This window comes from Paenibacillus rubinfantis, assembly GCF_001486505.1.
Taxonomy (GTDB): Bacteria; Bacillota; Bacilli; order Paenibacillales; family Paenibacillaceae; genus Fontibacillus; species Fontibacillus rubinfantis.
This window is the reverse complement of record NZ_LN909066.1, coordinates 244,026-260,097: the sequence shown is the minus strand read 5'-3', so window position 1 is coordinate 260,097 and position 16,072 is coordinate 244,026. Positions and strand designations below refer to the sequence as shown.

The following is a 16,072-nucleotide window of genomic DNA, read 5'->3' as shown; positions in this document are numbered from 1 at the left end:
ATGAAGTTCCGTTACGTCTATCAAAAAGTAGTAGATTTGAAATCCAACGAAAAGACGCAGGCCGAGTGGATGTTGTCCGCTGCCGTTGGTCAACTGCAATCGGAACAACGTTCGCTGGAGCAGCTATTGGAGGATAAGGCCAATACCGCGGCGGCAATCGCGGTTGAAGCGGAGAATACCGCCTCCATGATCAAACTGCAGGAACTTCAACGATACATGGATTTTATCGACCAGGCGATCGAACGGAAGTTAGCCGATATTCGCGCCGCCGAACGGAATGTGGAACACAAGAAGGCGATTTTAAAAGGGAAAATGCTGGACGAAAAGGTATGGCTTAAAGCGAAAGAGAAAGCCATGAACAAATTTCAGCACGAAATGCTTCTTCGGGAACAAAACGAGCTGGATGAAATGGCTACGGTCCGGTTCGCCATGAGAGCCCGATAAAGAAGGCGGGCGCCCATACGGTTGTTCGAAGGAGGGAAAGAGATGGCAAAAACAGCGCTGGATGAAGAGTTGGAAGAAGAGTCTGGGGGCGGATTTTCTCGTTTTTTGTTCTTTATGACCCCGATTCTTTTTACGGTCGTATTGTTGGGCGTACTACTTACATTATTTAATATCGACTTTCGCAATACGCTAATTGATTTGGGGAACCGGATTCCTGTTGTGAAGAACCTGGTCCCGGATCCAAAAGTTCCTGAGGATGAAGTGGAGCAAGCAGCGGAGGAAGAGCAGAAGCAAAAAGAGAGTACCGAAGCTACCGTAAAGGAACTCAAGGATCAATTGGCTCAGCAGCAGGTCGAGCTCCAAACGGCGAACCAGCAAGCGGCAGAACAGCAGGAGAAGGTTAAAGAACTGCAGGATCAGCTCGCCACAGTTCAACAGGAAGCGAGCGTTCAACAGCAATCGGCGGAGGCGGAAGCTTACCAGAAGGAAGTTAAGAAGCTGGCAAATTTGTATGCGGAAATGAGCCCCAGTAAGGCTGCAGCAATTTTCGATAAGTTGACGACGGAAGAGACGCTGCAGATGTTAAGTGTCATGAGCAACGAGAGTAAAGTGGCGATTTTGGAAAAGATGAATCCGCAAAAAGCGGCGGATATTTCGATTAAGCTGAAGGATGTAAACACATCCGAGGATCTGGCGATCGCTGCTCTCCAGTCTAGACTTAAAATGGAAGCCGCTGCAGATAGTTCAACAACGACTACCGGGACAGGGCTAAGTGATACCGAGCTCAGTCAGACCTTTTCGTCGATGGCAGCGGAAGATGCCGCTAAGCTCGTGCTTCAAACGTATAAGCTAAGTCCGGAAAAGGGACTTAAGATCCTGAAATCCGTGAATGGTACCACACGTTCGAAGATTTTGGCGGAAATGGCGAAGGCCGACGAGAAGACCTCGGTGAAGATCTTAAATCAACTCGTAAGCAAGTGAATTCCTGTAGGATTTTAGCTTGAAAGGAGGTGAGAACAAGATGAGTCAAACCGTAACTCAAGTGAATGTTAGTAAATCCGGATCCGCCAATTCGTTATGGTATGGATCGACAGGTAAGACGGAAGCGGGGCAAAATGCAGCTTTGTCTTTTGACCAGAAACTCCTAGCGATGTTGCTCGGTAATGCTCAGCCGCAGGAAGGACAAGCCTCTTCCCAGCTTTTGACGTTGGCCGGATTGCAGAAGAACGCTGAAGCCGTACCTTCTGATGAAATGGACAGCGCATTAGCGGCCATGATCGAAGGCTTGCTGCAGCAGCTGCCCAAATTGGATGATGCCCTTCAAGCGGACGCTTCATTGATGGCGGCTCTTCAAGGCTGGTTGCAAAATGTCCAAACTTTACTGCAGCAAACGAACACGCCTCAAACTGCGGGAACGGTTGCCGAGGAAGCCGCGGTACTTCCGGCACTGGCACAACAACCGGAAACGTTACGCTTTGCCGTTCAGGACGCGTTGATGCAATTGTTGGCGGCTACGGGATCAAACACCGATGCTGCGAAGTTGTCCACGAGCTCGCATGGGCAAGCCGGGGTCCTGTTGGATACGCTGCAAGGAATGCTGGATACTCTCCCTGAGACGTCCGATCTGAAAATGATGGGCGGAAAAGGAAACGAATCCGCTGGAGGCGTGCAATCACGAATACCCGTGGCGGATCAAGGAGCAGGAGCGAACCCACAGGGGAACTCAAGCCAAAACGGGGATACGTTACATCGTGGAGGGGCCCAGAACGCTCAACACAACACCAAGACGGGAAGCAATGCGGTTGAAGTTCGCTTCAGTAGCCAGGTACAGGCAACCGAAACGGCCAACGACGGCTTAACGGTTGAACCCAAAGATCTGGAGGACTCTGTTCCTACGGGGCAAATCGTGACCGCAGGACAACTTGCGATCCGTGACAGCGGCGTTATAACCGTAAAACATGCAGCCAAACCGGTTCCGGTGGAGCATTTTGCTAAAGAAATGAGCGGTTTTCTGGTTAACAAGCTGGATATTGTGAACCTGAAAGGCGTATCCGAGGCCAGTATTTCGCTTTATCCGGAGCATCTGGGTCAAGTGGATGTCCGAATTACGATGCAAAATGGACAATTGACCGCCCAATTTATGACGGAGCATGCATTTGCTAAGGAATCCCTGGAACAGCAGATGGCACAGCTGAGATCAGCGCTTCAATCCCAAGGGCTTCAGGTGAACAAACTGGAAGTGACACAAAACACGTCATTGTCGTCCCATATGTATCATGACGGCCGGCAATCTGGTGGAGGAGCAGGACAGCAACAAAGCGAAAAACGCCGTACATTGATCGAGGAGGATACGCTCGCCATTCAAGACATTAATGAGGAATGGAACGAGTGGATCGCCGAGGTTCGAGCTAAAGAGCAAAATTACGGTAGTTCCTTTGTCGCCCGGGCTTAATTTAGCAGAAAGGAGGTACCTCCGTGGCTGATACGTATTCATCTGTGATGTGGCCGAACTATTCACAGAGCAATGTCCAGAAGGCCAGCACGAAAAGCAACGAACTTGGGAAAGATGCTTTCCTTAAGCTGATGATGGCCCAAATGCAAAATCAGGATCCCTTGTCTCCGATGGACAATACGCAAATGGTTGCTCAAATGGCCCAGTTTTCTTCGGTGGAGCAGTTGACTAATATCTCTGAACAGCTTTCCGCTTTAGGTCGTTCATTAGGCAATGATTCGGGACTAATCGGGAAAGAGGTGTCCTGGGTCAGCAGCACGAAAACAGGTAATTACGATGTGACTACAGGACAATCCGAAGTCATTGTTGAGAAGGAAAGCGGGATCGTTAATTCGATTGTTATTCGCGACGGCGTTCACTACGTTAAAGTAGGGGACAAGGAAATTAATATTTCCGATATCGAACAAGTAGCCGAGCCTGCCGAAGAAGCTGAAGGAGCCGGTCAAGGAGCGGATCCGTCATGAACGAGCCGATCCGAGTAGGGCAACTGTATACGGGAAGAATCGGGCCAAGTGCGCTGACGCCGAGCAAACTTAATAACTCGACGAATGTCGCAGGGTCCAATTTCAAGGATTTGCTGGAGGATCGACTCGTCCATTTCAGCAATCATGCGGTGAAGCGATTGGAGCAACGTGGAATTGAACTGAAGCCAGAGCAGTTGAACAAGATTGAGTCCGCAATTGACAGCGCTGCGGCGAAAGGGGCAAAGGACTCGTTGATTCTATTGAAAGACATGGCCCTCATCGTGAACGTAAATAATCGTACCGTCGTTACTGCGATGGACGGCAGCAGCATGAAGGACAACGTGTTCACTCAAATCGACAGCGCCGTTATCATCTCTTAAAAAATGGCTGGACCGGGAACGGGAGCCAAGCGGCTGCGGATCGACTGAAGCGGCCGAAGCAAGTTACTTTATCACTGGAAGGAATGAGGACACATGTTAAGATCAATGTATTCTGGCGTTTCCGGGATGCGCGGTTTTCAAACCAAACTGGACGTCATCGGCAATAACATTGCGAACGTAAATACGGTAGGCTTCAAATCCGGACGCGTGATGTTTAAGGACATCATGAGTCAGACGGTATCCGGGGTTACTGCGCCGGCTGACGGCGAATCTGGAGGGATTAATGCCAAACAAATCGGACTTGGTACTTCCATCGGCTCGATAGACACGTTACATACCGGCGGCAGTGCGATGACGACAAACAATCCGCTCGATTTGAGGATTGATGGTGACGGATTTTTCCTCGTGAAGCTGACGGCGGATCAAGAGGTGCCTTTCTTGACACGTGCCGGTGATTTTCACTTGGATGCTGCAGGTCAGTTGGTAACCTCTGATGGTTTGCTCGTTTGTAACATCGGTGGGGATCCAATGGAAGCGATCGATTTTGAGGCTGTAACGGCATTTACTATTGCCGCTGATGGTACGATTATGCTCAAGCAGGCTGCAGGAGATACGGTACCAGGCGACCAGATCGGTATAGCAAGAGTCGTAAACCCTGAAGGCCTGGAGAAAATCGGTGGTAACCTGTACAGAGTGTCTTTAAACGCAGTGCCAGATGGAGATATCGAAGCATTCTATACGAATCCGAACAATGCAGAAGCCGGGACGGGCGCTCTCGTATCCGGCCAGTTGGAGATGTCCAACGTCGATCTGACGGGCGAATTCACCGAGATGATCGTTGCGCAGCGTGGCTTCCAAGCCAACTCGCGGATCATCACCACCTCTGACGAAGTGCTTCAAGAAGTCGTTAATCTGAAACGTTAAGCGAAGGGGTAGCCGGGGCGGGGTCCCCCGTCCCCGGACTGCTTCCTCCGCTTCCTTGATCGCTTAGGAGGGAAATCATGATTTCAGTAACACGCTTGAACGGTTCTCCGATGTGGCTGAACGCCATTATGATTGAGACCGTAGAAGAAACACCGGATACCTACGTCACCCTAATTACGGGGAAACGTATTATCGTGCTGGAGAAGGCGGCCGATGTTATATCGATGATCCAAGCGTATTATCGGGAAATCGGCATCCACGCAGCAACTATTAAAGTGCAACAAACGGAGGAATGGTCATGAAAAAAATGCTGCCTTGGCTAATTACGATATTGCTTGCCATTACTTTGATCGTATTGGCCGCCTTCCTGCTGGTAAATCAAATGAACAAGCCCGCGCCTGGCACCGAGATGAACGCTGCGGTGAATAGCGTAGCCCAGCCAGCAAGGCTGTCCGTGGACGAAATCGTTAAAGTGACTTCAACGATCGACGATATCAAGACGAATTTGTCCGAGCCGGATTACGTTGTGGTCATGGATTTTGCGTTCCAACTGGATAATGCAACTTCCAAGGAAGCCTTCGACAAGATCAAGGACTACAAAATCAAGCCAATTATCATCAAAACGTTGGCGGATACCAAGCCGGAGGAATTGACAGGTGCATTGGGAAAAGACAATCTAAGCTCCAAATTGCTCAACCTGATCAACAAATCACTGCCGGAAGGGAAATTGATTCAAATCGATATTACCGATTTCATCATGCAGAGAATCTAAGATCAATATCGATCGAATACGGATTTTTCTAAGGGGGTGAGAGGTTTGGTTGATGTATTGTCGCAGAACGAGATCGACGCGCTGCTTGCTGCATTGTCTTCGGGCGAAATGGACGCCGAGGAACTGAAAAAGGAAGAGACACAGAAGAAAATCCGCGCTTATGATTTTAAAAGAGCCGTGAGATTTTCCAAAGATCATATTCGGAGCTTGACCCGGATTCATGAAAACTTTGCCCGTTATCTCACCACCTACTTTTCAGCACAGCTGCGTACGTTCGTGCAAATCAATGTCGTTCAGGTCGAGCAGCTTCCGTATGACGAATTTATTCGCTCCATTCCGAAAATGACGATTCTGAACATTTTTGAGGCGGAACCGCTGGAAGGAAGAATGGTGCTGGAGGTGCATCCCAACGTCGCTTTTGCCATGCTGGACCGGCTATTGGGCGGCCTCGGAGCAGCACCTTCGAAAATCGGAGCGCTAACGGAGATCGAGACGATTATCATGGAGCGGATTTTCAGCCGCGCCTTTGAAAGCTTGCAGGAAGCCTGGAAGACCATTGTGGATATTAATCCGCGTATGGAGGGATTGGAAACCAATCCCCAGTTTATGCAAATCGTATCGCCAAACGAAACGATCGCGCTGATCTCGCTAAGCACGAAAATCGGAGATACGTCGGGAATGATTAACTTATGTATTCCGCATGTCGTTATCGAACCGATCATGCCGAAGCTTTCGGTTCACCATTGGTTTGTCTCTCAGAAGAAATCGCGCGCGCCGGAAGAGGTCGATGCGCTTCGCAACCGGGTGAACAAAGCCAAGCTGCCGATTATTGCGGAGTTGGGAGAATCGCAGATCACCATCCGCGAATTCCTGGGATTGTCCGTCGGTGACGTAATCTCATTAAACAAACCCGTTCAGGATGGACTGCAAATCCGAATCGGCGATAGGTTGAAATATATCGGTAGTCCCGGAACGGTGAAGGACCGAATCGCGGTCCAAATCGATGAAATTGTCAGCGAAGGAGTTGAAGAACTTGACGAGCAATGATTACTTGTCCCAGGAAGAGATAGACGCTCTGTTGAAACAAGCCAATCAGGATACGGCTCAAGAGCCGACCATTAACGATGTACTGACACCTTTGGAGCAGGACGCTCTGGGGGAAATCGGGAACATTACGTTTGGCAGTGCGGCTACGGCGCTATCCACGCTGCTTAATAAAAAGGTAGACATTACGACGCCAAAGGTTTCCGTTATTACGCGGTCCCAATTTGAAGCCGAGTTTCCAAAACCGCATGTGGCCATCCACGTCGAGTATGTCGACGGGTTCGAAGGAATGAACTCTTTGGTCATTAAGACGAGAGATGCTCAGGTGATTGCAGACCTCATGCTTGGCGGGGAAGGAAATCCAGCAGAAGAAGAGTTGAACGAGATTCACATTAGTGCCGTTCAGGAAGCGATGAACCAAATGATGGGTTCATCGGCGACTTCGATGTCTACGATTTTTAACCGGTTCGTGAATATCTCGCCACCTGGCATTGATATTCTAAATATGTCTGACGGGCATGGTCTCAACAGCTTGCCGGAAGCGGATCCGCTGATTAAGATTTCCTTCCGTTTGACGATTGGGGATTTGATCGACTCCACGATTATGCAGCTGTTAACGGTGAAGTTTGCGAAGGAAATGGTGGACAGCCTGATCAGTGGTTCTGCGGCAGAACCGAATACAGGGGCCAAGGAAAGCGCCGCAGCAGCCGCGCCACCGGCGCCTCAGCCTGCAGCACCTGCTCCACAGGCTCCTGTCTATCAGCAGCCTCCCGCAACGTCTCAACCGATGCAGCAGCCGCCGATGCAAGACGGATATGGATACGGGCAGCCTGCTCCTTACGGATATCCGCCTCAAGGTCAGCCTTTCGGTGAACCACACCATTATGGAACGATGCCAGGGCGTAACTTGAATGTACAGCCTGTGCAGTTCGCTAATCTGGGGAATCCATCCTTTGGTCAGGTGGATGAAAATAATTTAAACTTATTGATGGACATACCCCTTAAAGTCACCGTAGAATTAGGAAGGACCCAACGGCAAATTAAAGATATCCTGGAACTGTCCCAGGGCTCCATCATCGAGTTGGACAAGCTCGCCGGTGAACCCGTGGATATTCTGGTCAACAACAAACTGATCGCGAAAGGCGAGGTTGTCGTCATTGACGAAAACTTCGGCGTACGGGTCACGGATATCGTCAGTCAGTGGGACCGCATTCAAAAATTACAATAGTAGAAGTTTAGGGAGGATTTTATATCAATGGCTAACCGAATTCTTATCGTAGACGATGCAGCATTTATGAGAATGATGATCCGTGATATTTTGACGAAAAACGGGTTTGAAGTCGTGGGTGAAGCGCAGGACGGCGCGCAAGCCATCGAGAAATTCAAAGAGCTGCATCCGGATCTGATCACGATGGATATTACGATGCCGGAAATGGACGGTATCGCCGCATTAAAAGAGATTAAGAAGCTGGACCCGAACGCGAGAGTGATTATGTGTTCTGCGATGGGTCAACAGGCGATGGTTATCGATGCGATTCAAGCCGGAGCGAAGGACTTTATCGTGAAGCCTTTCCAATCCGACCGGGTAATCGAAGCGATCAACAAAACGCTTGGGGTGTAAGCTAAGCGATGAATAATCCGCAGGAGTCTCCCCCGTTTGATACTGGGGATGTCAACCTTTGGGGGAACTTGTTTACCGTCATCGTAGTTCTTGGCCTGATTCTTGCTTTAATTGTCTTGCTGATCCGATTTCTTGGCAAAAGGAACCGGTATTTATCCCAGAGTCGTGCGATTCGTACTTTGGGAGCCCTTGGCCTCGGACCAAACAAATCCCTTCAAGTGATTGAACTCGGGGGGAGCATCTATCTTGTGGGAGTCGGTGAGGATATTTCCCTGGTGGACAAAATAACCGGCCCGGATGAGGTAGCCTTGCTGTTGCAAGCTTTCGAAGAAGAAGGAACGGAACTTGCCGGATTGTCGTCAACCTTGTCCGGCTGGATCTCGCGCTTGCGCAAAGAACCACCCCGAGAGGAAGAAGAGCTGGACGAAGTCGCTTTTCATGAGGTGTTTCAGTCGCAGTTGCGGAAGATGCCGGACCGGAAACGGCAAATGGAGGAACTTTTGCAGGATCCGGAAGAACAATCTACAGATCGGTCGAGGGATTCATGAAGAGAAAATTGTTAATTGTCGGCTTGCTGCTGACGATATCGAGTATACTCGCGGTTTCCGTAGCATCGGCTGAACCTGTTGATCCGATTCCAAACATCGGTATTCAAATTGGGAATTCGGACTCAGGCGGGGCGTCAGGTACCAGTTCGTTGTCAATCATCTTATTGATCACGGTACTTAGTATCGCACCGGCGATTTTGGTGCTGATGACAAGCTTTACCCGAATCGTTGTAGTGCTGGGGTTTGTCCGAAGTTCCTTAGGAACGCAGCAAATGCCCCCCAACCAGGTGTTAATCGGACTTGCTTTGTTCTTAACGTTATTCGTTATGAGCCCAACGCTCACCACCATCAATGAGGTAGCGGTGCAGCCTTACATCAAAGGGGAAATCACCCAAACGGAGGCATTGGATAAAGCGTCGGTTCCTATGAAGAAGTTTATGTACTCGCATACGAGAACGAAGGATCTTCAGCTGTTTATGGGCTATACCAAAATGGAGAAGCCCAAGAGTTACGAGGACATTCCGCTTTCGGTCATGGTTCCCGCTTTTGCCATCAGCGAGCTAAAGACGGCGTTTCAAATGGGCTTTATGATATTTATCCCGTTTCTGATTATCGATATTGTCGTCTCTAGTGTACTCATGGCGATGGGGATGATGATGCTGCCGCCGGTCATGATTTCACTGCCGTTTAAAATCTTGCTGTTCGTGCTAGTAGATGGATGGTATTTAATCGTCAAGTCACTGTTAGTCAGCTTTAATACCTAGGAATCAAGGAATAGGTTCAGGTTCAGGGAAGGAGAAAGCGGTTCATGAGTTCGGAATTTATTATCGGTTTGGCCGGACAAGCCGTTTATACCGTGTTGAAGGTCAGCGCTCCGATGCTGTTGATCGGTCTCGTGGTGGGGCTCTTGGTGAGTATTTTTCAAGCGACAACCCAAATTCAGGAGCAGACGCTTGCCTTCGTTCCCAAAATCGTTGCGGTGCTAGTCGCCTTGCTGTTGTTTGGTCCATGGATTTTGACGACGCTGGTGGACTTCACCTATGGAATTCTAAATAACCTATCTAGTTATATCGGTTAGGTTGCCGAAATTATGGATACTTTATTGTACGGAATTTCAACTTTTATGCTTATTTTTTGTCGAATGACAGCCTTTTTTGTAGTTTCACCAATATTTTCATCTCGAACGGTGCCGACTACGTTTAAGGTAGGTTTCTCCGGTATGGTCGCGGTTGTCATTCTGCTGACGATCGGTCCCAATCAAGCGGTACCCAACGATTTGGGATATGTGATATTTATTATTCGTGAAGTATTGGTTGGTCTGTTAATGGGTTATGTCGCCAATCTGATCTTTTCGGTCATCCAGATGGCCGGCTCGTTTATCGACATTCAAATCGGTTTTGGGATCGCGAATGTGATCGACCCCATGACCGGGGCAGCGGCGCCGGTATTAGGCAACCTGAAGTATATCATCGCGACGTTGATGTTCCTCAGCATGAACGGTCATCATTATTTACTGGACGCTGTGATTCGAAGCTATAACTGGATCCCATTATCGAATGATTTATTCCAACAAATCTACAACGGGGATTTGGCTGAGTTTTTGGTTCAGACCTTCAGCCAAGCGTTTTTACTGGCGTTCCAGATGTCGGCCCCGCTTGTGGTGGCCTTATTCGTCACCGATGTGGCGCTGGGTTTTTTGGCTCGTACGGCTCCCCAATTTAATATTTTTGTTATTGGGATTCCGGTTAAGATCATCGTGGGTTTACTTGTACTGTTGGTGCTTGTGCCTGGCTTTATCGTTGCGTTTCAAGCTTTGTTCGAGGTGTTGTTCCGAGCGCTGCATGACCTGCTTGGTACGATCGGGCAAAGGCCGAAGTAGGATGGGGGATCGCTATGTCATATCGGTATTCGCTTGATCTGCAGCTGTTCGCCGGTGAAAAGACGGAAAAAGCGACTCCGAAGAAACGTCAGGAGGCCCGTAAGAAAGGCCAAGTGGCCAAGAGTCAGGAACTGACCGGGGCCTTGTTATTGATGGCTGGATTTTTATGTCTGATCGCATTTGGCGGTTATATCAAGGAGCGGTTGGTCAGCCTGTTTGTTGATGTGTTTTATCATCGGTTAATGATGGATGTCACGCAAACGAACGTGATGACAATGATGGGAGATTACGCAGTTCAGGTGCTTTTACTGCTGGCTCCGATCTTCTTGGTTGTCGTGGTGGTGGCTATCGTTGCTAATTATATGCAAATCGGATTTCTGTTCATCGGAGAACCGCTCAAAATGAAGTTAAGCAAGCTGGATCCGATCAAAGGATTTAAGAACATTGTTTCTATGCGGTCGCTGGTGCAGTTTCTTAAGACCCTCTTTAAGTTGCTGATTATAGGTTATCTCGTTTACTCGACGATTTGGGGGTATCGAGGAAGTCTCTCTGCACTGGGTCATTTACCTGTGGATGATACTTTTCATTTCACAGCCCAGCTAACGATGAATTTAGGGATCAAAATTGCAGCTGCCTTGATTGTGCTCGCGGTCCTGGATTACATGTATCAGCGATATGAACATGAGAAGAGCTTGAAAATGTCCAAACAAGACATCAAAGACGAGTACAAGAAAATGGAAGGCGATCCGATTATCAAAGGGAAGATTCGGGAGCGTCAACGGCGGATGGCTCTGCAACGGATGATGCAGGAAGTGCCAAAAGCCGACGTCATCATTACCAACCCTACCCACTTCGCGGTCGCTCTGAAGTATGACGGATCTGAGATGGATGCCCCGCAAGTCATTGCCAAAGGGCAAGACTACGTGGCCCTCCGCATTAAAGAAATTGCCAAAGAACATGGCGTAATTACGATGGAAAATAAGCCGCTGGCACGGGCGCTGTTTCAACGAACCGAAATCGGGGATACCATTCCCGCGGATTTGTTCCAAGCGGTTGCTGAAGTGCTGGCTTACGTATACCGAATCAAAGGCAGAGCCAAATCCTAATGGGATCGGAGGGGAACAAACGTGAAGAAATTTAAGGACTTATTTATTCTTGTTGGCATAATTGGCATCGTCTTGCTGATGATCGTTCCGATCCCGACTGGACTGCTAGATGTTTTGCTGATCATTAATATCTCGCTAGCGTTAATCATTTTGCTCGTTGCAATGAACACGAAAGAAGCGTTGCAGTTTTCCATCTTTCCAGCGATGCTGCTGATCACGACACTATTCCGTTTGGCGCTAAACGTGTCGACCACCAAGTTGATTCTGGGACAGGCCAAAGCCGGCCACGTGGTGGCCACCTTCGGTTCATGGGTTTCTCACGGGGAACCCGTTGTCGGTTTTGTCGTCTTCCTGATTCTCGTAGTCGTTCAGTTTATCGTGATTACCAAGGGATCGGAACGTGTGGCTGAGGTTGCTGCCCGGTTTACGCTCGATGCGATGCCGGGGAAACAAATGAGTATCGATGCGGACCTCAATGCCGGGTTGATTAACGAGCAGCAAGCGCGTGAGCGCCGCACCAAGATTGAACGGGAAGCTGATTTCTACGGTGCCATGGACGGTGCGAGTAAATTTGTAAAAGGGGACGCCATCGCGAGTATCATTATCCTCCTGATCAACCTGATCGGGGGCTTTATCATCGGGATGACGATCCACGGCATGTCTTTTCCTGAGGCGCTTTCGACGTACTCGCTCTTGACGATTGGGGACGGCTTGGTCAGTCAGATTCCGGCGTTGTTGATCTCCACGGCAGCGGGCTTAATCGTAACCCGTGCCTCCTCGGAAGGGAACCTGGCGGATGATATTACGGGACAGCTGTTTACGTATCCCAAGCTGCTGTTTATTGTAGCCGGGACCATCGCCTTACTCGGCACGTTTACGCCGATCGGGATTTGGACAACTTATCCGTTCGCCGGATTAATGATTTTTGCAGGCTTCCGGATGCAGAAAAATATGGACCGCCAGCAAATCGAACAGGAACAGCAGGAGGAGGAGCAGCAAATCGAAGAGGTGCGAAGCCCCGAGAGCGTCATCAACCTGCTGCAGGTGGACCCGATCGAATTTGAATTTGGATACGGCCTCATTCCGCTGGCCGATACCGGCCAAGGCGGCGATTTGCTGGACCGAATCATCATGATCCGACGTCAATGTGCGCTTGAATTAGGTCTGGTTGTCCCCGTTATCCGTATTCGCGACAATATTCAACTAAAACCGAACGAATATGTCATCAAAATTAAAGGAAATGTCGTAGGCGGCGGTGAATTATTACTTAATCACTATTTAGCCATGAGTCCCGGGATGGATGACGATACGATTACAGGTATCGAGACCCGCGAACCTGCGTTTGGTCTTCCGGCCCTATGGATCGACGAAGCGACCAAGGATCGGGCGGAACTGTCCGGCTATACCGTGGTCGATCCGCCGTCCGTGGTGGCGACGCATTTGACGGAATTGATCAAGAAGCATGCGCATGAGCTGCTGGGCCGTCAAGAGACCAAAGCCCTGGTCGACAATCTCAAGGAAAATTATGCGGTGCTTGTTGACGAGTTAATTCCCTCGGTATTGTCGATTGGTGACGTACAAAAGGTACTGGCTAAGCTGTTGAGAGAGAAGATCTCGATTCGCGACATGGTAACCATTTTCGAGACGCTGGCGGATTACGGAACTTACACCAAGGATCCGGATGTGTTGACCGAATATGTCAGACAGGCGTTATCGCGGCAAATTACGCAGCAATTCACCCAGCCGGGCGAAACGATGCGCGTGATCACCGTAGGACCGTCCCTGGAGAAGAAAATCGCCGAGAGCGTACAGCAGACAGAGCAGGGGAGTTATCTGGCACTGGATCCAACTTCAACGCAAACCGTGTTCCAGAAGTTGTCGGAGCAAATCAACCGCTTGATGCAAACCGGGCACCAACCGATTCTGCTTACCTCGCCGACGATCCGGATGTATTTGCGGCAGGTCATCGAGCGTAGCATGCAGGATATTCCGGTGTTATCCTACAGCGAGTTGGAGCCGAATGTTGAAATCCAAAGTGTCGGGGTGGTGAATTTATGAGAGTGAAACGGTATATCGTCGACACAATGCCTGATGCCATGTTGAAAATCCGCAGCGAGTTAGGGGCGGATGCCGTCATCTTAAGTACGAAAGAAATGAAGATTGGCGGTTTTCTCGGCATGTTTCAGAAAAAGAAGATCGAGGTCATCGCCGCTACAGAGGGGGATGCCGCGCCAGCGCCTAAAGGGAAACCGGCCATGCCGGCTACTCCGGCCAAGCCGCCGGCTTCCGCTCCGGTCGCACGCCAAGCCGTGCCGGAGGCCTACCGTAAATCTTCGCAATTGGTTCAGCCGCCTTCTTCCCCGCAGGCTGCAACAAACTCTTCCACTTTGGCAGCGGTTGGTTTGCAGGAGAGGGAAGATCCGATCATCACCCCGATTTCTCCGGCGGCGAAGCTGCAAGCGCCTGAGCCGGAGCTGCGCCAGCCATCGGTAGAAAAGGTACCAAGCTTGGCATCGGCCCGGTTAGAGGCTGCAATTCAAAGCGCTACGGCTAAGGAACACACCTCGACCCTGTCTGCACAAGAGAGCACCCGCTCCGCTAAGGAAGAGCGTTTGCTGGAGGAGGTCCAGCAAATGAAAATGTGGATTAGCCAACTGGCTAAAAAGCAAGGCGATAGCCGCGAAATGCCGCCAAGCTTGCAAGTCTTCCAACAACAGCTTATGAATCAAGAGGTGAACCCGGAGCTCGCCGACGCTTGGGTCGATGATTTGTACGAAGCCTGGGTAAGCTCGGGCAAGATGTTAAGCGATGAAGACATGAGGGCTCAAATTCGTACCCTTGTCGGCGGATTCCTAAAGGACCGTATCGGTATGGGGATTGGTAACTTTACGAAAATCGTCTACATCGCAGGGCCTACCGGAGTCGGGAAAACGACGACCATCGCCAAGCTGGCGGCGGATCAAATTTTCCGCTTGCATAAGAAGGTCGGGTTCATCACCGCTGACACCTATCGAATTTCAGCGATTGAACAACTTCGCACCTACGCTTCCATATTGAACGTTCCGCTGGAGGTCGTACAATCGCCAGGTGATGTACAGCGCGCAATGCAGCGATTGGAGCATTGCGACCTGATCCTGATGGATACCGCAGGGAGAAATTATTTAAATGAGCTGTTCGTAGCGGAACTGCATAGTCTGCTTGCCCCTTCAGCGGCTAGCGAAACGTATCTGGTGCTAAGCTTAACCTCCAAAACGCAGGATATGAAACGGATCACCGAGCATTTTAGCAAATACAACCTGGATAAGGTGATTTTTACGAAACTGGATGAAACGGAATCGGTAGGTACGATATACAACTTGCTTAACGAGTATCCCTTGAAGGTATCGTTTCTGACGAATGGTCAAAATGTTCCGGATGATCTGTTGCAGGCAGACGGGGAATTGCTGGTTGACATTCTGCTGGGAGAACGGAAGCTATGAGCGACCAGGCCCAAGCGCTCAGACAACTGGTATCGTCACAGGGAGGCTCGGCAGATTCAAGGGGACGCAAGGGATCGGCGCGAATCTTGACCATCAGCAGCGGCAAGGGCGGCGTAGGCAAATCCAACTTTACGTTGAATTTTGCCCTAGCCCTAAAGTCCTTGGGACGCAAGGTGCTGCTGTTTGACGCAGATATCGGTATGGCGAATATCGATGTATTGATGGGCATCCGACCGAGATATAACCTGTACCACTTGCTGAAGGGTGAGAAGGACATTACGGAAATCGTGGAGTTCGGCTCGCAGGCTTTACCTTTTATTGCAGGGGGCTCGGGACTCGCCGATCTGTTCTCGTTATCTGAAGGCGATTTGAATTATTTCACCTCACAGATTGAAATGATTTCCGAGGAGATGGATTTCATTCTCTTCGATACCGGAGCCGGCTTGTCCAAGGAGACGCTGAAATTCATTACCGCTGCGGACGAATGCCTGGTCGTGACCACGCCGGAGCCGACTTCTATCACGGATGCGTATGCGTTGATCAAGGTCGTACATGGGATGGAGACGGAGGTGCCGTTCCGTTTGGTCATTAATCGGGTCTCCGGGGAGCATGAAGCCAAACAGGTGGCCGACAAAATTTCACTGGTCGCCGGGCGTTTCCTCGATATGGAGATCCCTACGTTGGGGTATCTCAGCGATGATACGCATGTGATGCAGGCGGTTAAGAAGCAGGTTCCTTTCTCCATCGCTTTCCCCGGTTGCTCGGCAACCCGCGACATTCAACGTTTGGCATTGGCTTATCTGAATGTGCCGCAAACCAAGCCGAGGGATACTTTATCGGGAATCAAAGGATTTATGCATAAATGGTTAAAGCTAGCAAAATGATTCTTCGTGAAGAAG

19 protein-coding genes are annotated in these 16,072 nt (G+C 49.9%); all 19 read left to right on the top strand.

Annotated elements, in window-relative coordinates; translation table 11 throughout:
* The 19 genes from fliJ to BN3277_RS18660 all read left to right on the top strand — a co-directional run bounded on the left by fliJ (position 1) and on the right by BN3277_RS18660 (position 16,057).
* A complete protein-coding gene (gene fliJ, locus BN3277_RS18750; protein ID WP_059045354.1) occupies positions 1 to 444 on the top strand; it encodes a flagellar export protein FliJ in 444 nt (147 codons plus the stop codon).
* 42 nt (positions 445 to 486) lie between these two features.
* A complete protein-coding gene (locus BN3277_RS18745) occupies positions 487 to 1,425 on the top strand; it encodes a MotE family protein (protein ID WP_059045352.1) in 939 nt (312 codons plus the stop codon).
* 40 nt (positions 1,426 to 1,465) lie between these two features.
* Entirely contained in the window at positions 1,466 to 2,896 is a 1,431-nt protein-coding gene (locus tag BN3277_RS18740; protein WP_059045350.1) for a flagellar hook-length control protein FliK, read from the top strand.
* Between the two features lie 23 nt (positions 2,897 to 2,919).
* Positions 2,920 to 3,420 carry a flagellar hook assembly protein FlgD gene (locus BN3277_RS18735; RefSeq protein WP_059045348.1) on the top strand — a complete coding sequence of 167 codons (501 nt, stop codon included), beginning with the start codon at positions 2,920 to 2,922 and terminating at the stop codon, positions 3,418 to 3,420.
* Complete coding sequence (locus tag BN3277_RS18730; RefSeq protein ID WP_059045346.1) at positions 3,417 to 3,800, top strand: TIGR02530 family flagellar biosynthesis protein; 384 nt, start codon at positions 3,417 to 3,419, stop codon at positions 3,798 to 3,800. Before BN3277_RS18735 ends, BN3277_RS18730 begins: the two co-directional genes overlap by 4 nt.
* Before the next feature lie 93 nt (positions 3,801 to 3,893).
* Positions 3,894 to 4,724 (top strand): flagellar basal body rod protein FlgG, encoded by an 831-nt coding sequence (gene flgG, locus BN3277_RS18725; RefSeq protein ID WP_059045344.1) that lies wholly within the window; start codon positions 3,894 to 3,896, stop codon positions 4,722 to 4,724.
* Positions 4,725 to 4,801: 77 nt separating this feature from the next.
* Positions 4,802 to 5,026: a flagellar FlbD family protein gene (locus tag BN3277_RS18720; protein ID WP_059045342.1), complete on the top strand. Its 225-nt coding sequence runs from the start codon at positions 4,802 to 4,804 to the stop codon at positions 5,024 to 5,026.
* Positions 5,023 to 5,496, top strand: coding sequence for a flagellar basal body-associated FliL family protein (locus BN3277_RS18715; protein ID WP_059045340.1), 474 nt, complete (start codon positions 5,023 to 5,025; stop codon positions 5,494 to 5,496). The genes BN3277_RS18720 and BN3277_RS18715 overlap by 4 nt, the downstream gene beginning before the upstream one ends.
* A gap of 45 nt (positions 5,497 to 5,541) precedes the next feature.
* Entirely contained in the window at positions 5,542 to 6,543 is a 1,002-nt protein-coding gene (fliM, locus tag BN3277_RS18710; RefSeq protein WP_059045338.1) for a flagellar motor switch protein FliM, read from the top strand.
* On the top strand, positions 6,530 to 7,768 hold the full coding sequence (gene fliY / locus BN3277_RS18705) for a flagellar motor switch phosphatase FliY (RefSeq protein ID WP_059045337.1): 1,239 nt from the start codon (positions 6,530 to 6,532) through the stop codon (positions 7,766 to 7,768). The genes fliM and fliY overlap by 14 nt, the downstream gene beginning before the upstream one ends.
* 27 nt (positions 7,769 to 7,795) lie before the next feature.
* On the top strand, positions 7,796 to 8,161 hold the full coding sequence (locus tag BN3277_RS18700; RefSeq protein ID WP_059045335.1) for a response regulator: 366 nt from the start codon (positions 7,796 to 7,798) through the stop codon (positions 8,159 to 8,161).
* A gap of 8 nt (positions 8,162 to 8,169) precedes the next feature.
* Positions 8,170 to 8,709, top strand: coding sequence for a flagellar biosynthetic protein FliO (locus BN3277_RS18695; RefSeq protein WP_059045333.1), 540 nt, complete (start codon positions 8,170 to 8,172; stop codon positions 8,707 to 8,709).
* Positions 8,706 to 9,473 carry a flagellar type III secretion system pore protein FliP gene (gene fliP, locus BN3277_RS18690; RefSeq protein WP_059045332.1) on the top strand — a complete coding sequence of 256 codons (768 nt, stop codon included), beginning with the start codon at positions 8,706 to 8,708 and terminating at the stop codon, positions 9,471 to 9,473. The genes BN3277_RS18695 and fliP overlap by 4 nt, the downstream gene beginning before the upstream one ends.
* 44 nt (positions 9,474 to 9,517) lie before the next feature.
* Positions 9,518 to 9,787, top strand: coding sequence for a flagellar biosynthesis protein FliQ (gene fliQ / locus BN3277_RS18685; RefSeq protein WP_059045330.1), 270 nt, complete (start codon positions 9,518 to 9,520; stop codon positions 9,785 to 9,787).
* 12 nt (positions 9,788 to 9,799) lie between these two features.
* On the top strand, positions 9,800 to 10,588 hold the full coding sequence (gene fliR, locus BN3277_RS18680) for a flagellar biosynthetic protein FliR (protein ID WP_059045329.1): 789 nt from the start codon (positions 9,800 to 9,802) through the stop codon (positions 10,586 to 10,588).
* A 14-nt stretch (positions 10,589 to 10,602) separates the two neighbouring features.
* Positions 10,603 to 11,694 carry a flagellar biosynthesis protein FlhB gene (gene flhB / locus BN3277_RS18675; protein ID WP_059045327.1) on the top strand — a complete coding sequence of 364 codons (1,092 nt, stop codon included), beginning with the start codon at positions 10,603 to 10,605 and terminating at the stop codon, positions 11,692 to 11,694.
* A gap of 21 nt (positions 11,695 to 11,715) precedes the next feature.
* Positions 11,716 to 13,752, top strand: coding sequence for a flagellar biosynthesis protein FlhA (gene flhA / locus BN3277_RS18670; protein ID WP_082691524.1), 2,037 nt, complete (start codon positions 11,716 to 11,718; stop codon positions 13,750 to 13,752).
* Positions 13,749 to 15,173 (top strand): flagellar biosynthesis GTPase FlhF, encoded by a 1,425-nt coding sequence (gene flhF, locus BN3277_RS18665; RefSeq protein WP_059045326.1) that lies wholly within the window; start codon positions 13,749 to 13,751, stop codon positions 15,171 to 15,173. Before flhA ends, flhF begins: the two co-directional genes overlap by 4 nt.
* Positions 15,170 to 16,057 carry a MinD/ParA family protein gene (locus BN3277_RS18660; protein WP_059045324.1) on the top strand — a complete coding sequence of 296 codons (888 nt, stop codon included), beginning with the start codon at positions 15,170 to 15,172 and terminating at the stop codon, positions 16,055 to 16,057. The genes flhF and BN3277_RS18660 overlap by 4 nt, the downstream gene beginning before the upstream one ends.
* Positions 16,058 to 16,072: the final 15 nt, after the last annotated feature.